Annotated in this window: 3 protein-coding genes and 1 pseudogene; 1 reads left to right on the top strand and 3 read right to left on the bottom strand. The window is 63.0% G+C overall.

The features are described 5' to 3' along the window. Positions 1–199: pseudogene (locus tag JMJ56_RS32655) on the bottom strand (hypothetical protein); the annotation flags it as partial. A 140-nt stretch (positions 200–339) separates the two neighbouring features. Between JMJ56_RS32655 and JMJ56_RS32650 the strand changes: the two are divergent. Continuing rightward, the gene (locus JMJ56_RS32650) at positions 340–921 is read left to right on the top strand and encodes an NUDIX domain-containing protein (protein ID WP_202836042.1); all 582 of its coding nucleotides are present in this window, start codon (positions 340–342) and stop codon (positions 919–921) included. A gap of 96 nt (positions 922–1,017) precedes the next feature. On the opposite strand, the gene JMJ56_RS32645 is transcribed toward JMJ56_RS32650, so the two are convergent. Then, a complete protein-coding gene (locus tag JMJ56_RS32645; protein ID WP_202836041.1) occupies positions 1,018–2,406 on the bottom strand; it encodes a transposase in 1,389 nt (462 codons plus the stop codon). A gap of 877 nt (positions 2,407–3,283) precedes the next feature. Further along, the gene (locus tag JMJ56_RS32640; protein ID WP_202836040.1) at positions 3,284–3,826 is read right to left on the bottom strand and encodes a DUF1003 domain-containing protein; all 543 of its coding nucleotides are present in this window, start codon (positions 3,824–3,826) and stop codon (positions 3,284–3,286) included. Positions 3,827–4,091: the final 265 nt, after the last annotated feature.

Raw genomic sequence — 4,091 nt, 5'->3', positions numbered from 1 at the left:
CCGTCGGGCCGAGACGCTGGAGGTGTCTCGGCCGAAGCCGAGCAGCGAGCCGGTGCACCTGCTGGTGGATAGTACCGTCCGTCAGGCCTTCCACGTCGGCTTCCATCAGCACCTGCAGCACCGCCTCCGCGACGCTGCGAAAGAAGTCGTCTCCGGCTTTCGCCAGCAGGTCCACCAGTGGCAGTCTGTCGTCGGCCATCGGGTCTTCGGCCGGTCAGGAGTGGGAGCCTCGCAACTCCACCCTAGCCATTAGGTCCGATGGCCGTCGCAGCCTTACACCCCGGCCGAAGCCGGAGTTTCCACTTCCACGGACGTTACCAGGAAAGGGCACAGGTCCGCATGACCGAGATGAAGCCTATAATCGAGCAGATGGTGCTGAAGCATCAGCGCTGGTCGCGCCTGTTTATAGCCACTATACGCCTACCAAATGACCAAACCGTGCAACGTGACGTGGAGGACCACGGTCAAGCGGTGGCGGTGCTGCCGTTTGATCCTCAACGCCGCACCGCGCTGCTGGTTAGACAGTTCCGAGCTCCGCCCTTCTACGCTGCCGGTGAGTCCGAGATGTTGGAGCTGCCGGCTGGCCGCCTTGACGAAGACGATCCCTCCGCCGGCGCTCGGCGCGAAACGCTTGAAGAGATTGGCCTGCGTTTGGGGAAGCTAGAGCTAGTGATGGTGGCATGGACTATGCCAGCATTGTCCACAGAACGAGTGCACTTGTTCCTAGCTCCCTACCATGTTGCCGACCGCGTCGCTAAGGGCGGTGGCCTGGCCGACGAACATGAGGACATCACGGTGGCGGAAATACCATTAGCCAAGTTGGCGGAAATGGCTGACCGCGGCGCGCTGACCGAGTTGAAGCTATTCGCCTTGGTGCAGACTCTTCGGCTTCGTCGGCCGGAGCTATTCACCGCCTGCTAAAGTCCGTTCCGGTAACCACATTTCTGGCAACGGCGGTCGAATTCGAGCAGCATTCATTGCGTGCATGCCTCTGCCCTGCATCAGCCTGCCGTTACCTTAGCAGTCCGGTGAAAAGCCGTCGTTCAGCCAAGCGGGTCTGGCGCGATGCTGATGGCGACTGCCGCAGTCTGATCGCCAGCGACGACGATCAGAATGACGACCAGGCCAGCGTCCGGCGTGGCGATCGCAGTAAGCGAGGCCGAAACCCTGGCCTGGAACCCCCGCGGCGTCCCCGCCCCCGTCAGAAATCGCATGATCAGGCCGAGGTTGTAGCCTGCTACGTGGATCAAGTAGCGCTTGTGCAGGTTCTCCCGGCCGCGCAGCCAGGCGCGGCGCATGCCACCGCGGTCCAGAATGAGCGCGAAGCTCCGCTCCACCATCCACCACCTCGGCGCGTAGCTTGAACGCAACGTGAGCCACGCCGGACAGCAGGCGGGTGCGGTTGTTCACGACGGCGCGGCGGGCCGCGTCATCGCCATGCCAACGCGAGAAGCCGTCGCGCTTGGGCTCGGCAATTCGGGTCTTCCACGGCCCATCATCGAGCGTCCTCAGCACCTCGCGCGAGTGGTACCCCTTGTCGGCCACCGTCTCGGCAGGCGCCTCCGCGCTCGGCACCGCCTCGACCGCGGCCAGGTGCCGGGCCGCGCTCGCCAGGGTGTCGGGCGGGGTCGCGGTGTTGCCCCGGTCGGCCCTGTGCATCTCGGCCGCGACCACAGCACCAGTGTCGAGGTCCAGCGCGTGCTCGGGTTTGTAGGCTAGGTGCGTCCGGCCGTCCTTCAGCCTGGCGATGCGGGCATCCGGATCGGTCGGGCTCTCCCACTCGGCGTTCGACAGCGTCTTGCCCTTGCGCTTGCGGTCCAGCTGGATCAGGTCCTCGGCTGTCGGCGTCTCGATGCCGCTTTCCTTCGCCATGCGCACCAGCATCTCACGGTAGCCCTCGCCACCGTCTCGCCGCACGATCGCCCACAGGGCAGCGTTGGCCTCCAGTGTCGAGGCGTCGACACCGATTCGCTCGCTCTTGATCAGGCTCCGCTCAGCCAAGCGCTGCAGCACCCAGGTGAACACCGCGTCGTGCACCTCGAGCGGCAGGCGGGCGCGAGTGCGAGACAGCCACGAGTGATCCGGCACCGGCTCGCGCTCGCCCAGGCGAAGGAACTCGCGGAGCGACAGGCTGTCGGCGCAGCGCCACTCCAGGCCGCGCTCGCTGTCGATACCTTTGAAGTAGCCGACCAGCAGCATACGGAAGTATCGTCCCGGCGGCAGCGAGGGCCGACCCCGCCGCGCCGCGTAGTAGGGCGCGCACCGCCCCTCGACGAAACCATCAAACCCGGCGCTGAGCAGTTCGGCCTGAAGGCGGTCGTAGAACGCGTGTCCCGGCGAGCGCCGCATCTCCGCCCAGGTCACCAGCAGATCCGATTGCCGGCCCTTCTGCCGTCCCAGCGCCATGCCGCACCTGCCGCTCGCGTCCAAGACCAATCGAATCAAGCCAGAGCCACTTCGTCAACGGGCTGTTAGCGAGCTTGGTGGGTTATTCTTGCTCCAGACGAGTCCCCATTCACATTCAACGATGATGCAGCGTGCGAGGAAATATCGGAACTTCGTGCCCCCTTGATCTTCCCGGGACGGATTCGACAACCTGCTTGCGCATTTGATATCTGCTGCGCCGGCTAGCGTGTCGGAGTCGCCTGCGCATGGCTGAGACGAGCGGCCCACGTTGTCGGTCGCTACCACCGTCGGAGTGCTTGGAATCTGCGGTGGCTACGTAGGGCGGTTCCCGCGCCTCGAAAGGTCGGCTAGATTGGTCTCAAAATAGTAGCCGCTGTCACGGAGAACTCGGCGGGCGTAGCAGCGGTGTAGGAAGTGACTGTATTGAGCAGCAGCGTCAACGCGTCATAATTGGCGGCGTTGTTGCTCCAGTAGTATGTCGCAATGATTTAGGCCTTCATCCATCGCTGCTTGAGCATTGTAAGCCTGCACGAAGCCGTCGCGGTCCCTCATGATCCGGCTCTTGGAGTCGGTGCTGTTGCGTCCCTTCGGCTTGCGCCAGCCAGCCCTCAAGCTCGGCGTCAAACTCAGCCCCGGTTGCCGTCCGGCCTTAGCTCGTCGCCTTATACTTGATGGTATTGGAGCGCAGCTAGATGCTGTCCACTGCGAGATAGTTGAGCCCGACGAGGCCGGCAGGTTCGCACAAAGCGTTCACCTGTTAGGAAGAGCGCAGTTTGGGCGACGAAGTGGCGCCGGTGGAACGCGGTGATGATACCGTAATTTTGCGGGAAATCAAGCGGAAAGACCGGCGAGTGCGGTCATTTCCCGTCAGTGACACTCAGCCTCTCTGCTGCCGCGCTTCAATCTCATCCAGCACGGCTTCCGGAGCGACATCCCGCTGCACCTCCTGCAACTCAGGATCAGCGTTGGCCTGGATGTCTAGGCGCTCGGCGATGGCGACGACGAGTTCGGACAGTTTGGTTAGCTCATGCTCCGTCAACAGGCTGATCTGGAGGTCTAGATCGGCGCGCTTGTCAGCGGCGGTGGCCATGCGGTTCTGGCTAATGAGTACGAAGGTGGAAAGGAAGATGGCCTCTACTGAGGCCTCCATTGCGAGCACCACGAAGGACGGGTCGAACTGGGGCACACCTGGGATGAACCCGAGATTCACCAGGATCCAGGCGCCGTAGAGGACGAGGTGGATGTAGACAAAGACCATGCTGCCGGTGAAACGGGTGATGGCCTCGGCGATCCTCTCCTCACGGGTCGCGCCCGCAGTTTCCTCGCGGCGTCGGTTCTCCAAGGCTTGGATGTTACGCTTGAGGGAGTTGCTGAGGCTGTTCGGTTTGGGCGGTGGCACGGTCGGTGTTGGGCTTGGCATATTAGCAGTGATCCCTGGCTCCGAAGGTGCGTGAGCGTCAGGCAAAACGCGCAGAGACGGTCATGGATTGGCAGGCGTTCAAAATGCTTCGCCGTCGGCAAGGTCAGCCGTGTCCTAGAGCTGCTCGAAACCGATCATTCTGGCTCTGAGTATTATAAGGGTAATCGAGCAGCCGCCTGTAATACCCACAGCGATCTTGTTGCATGGGTGGCCCAGCTTGGTGCGGTTGAGTAGGCTGGTGTAGGGGCGAGCCCTCGGACCCCTA

The organism is Belnapia arida (assembly GCF_016773205.1).
Classification (GTDB): domain Bacteria; phylum Pseudomonadota; class Alphaproteobacteria; order Acetobacterales; family Acetobacteraceae; genus Belnapia; species Belnapia arida.
This window is presented reverse-complemented; position numbering and strand designations above follow the sequence as displayed.

Coding starts and splice junctions, on each gene's coding strand:
- JMJ56_RS32640 (WP_202836040.1), bottom strand. CDS start 3,826: ATGCCAAGCCCAACACCGACCGTGCCACCGCCCAAACCGAACAGCCTC.
- JMJ56_RS32645 (WP_202836041.1), bottom strand. CDS start 2,406: ATGGCGCTGGGACGGCAGAAGGGCCGGCAATCGGATCTGCTGGTGACC.
- JMJ56_RS32650 (WP_202836042.1), top strand. CDS start 340: ATGACCGAGATGAAGCCTATAATCGAGCAGATGGTGCTGAAGCATCAG.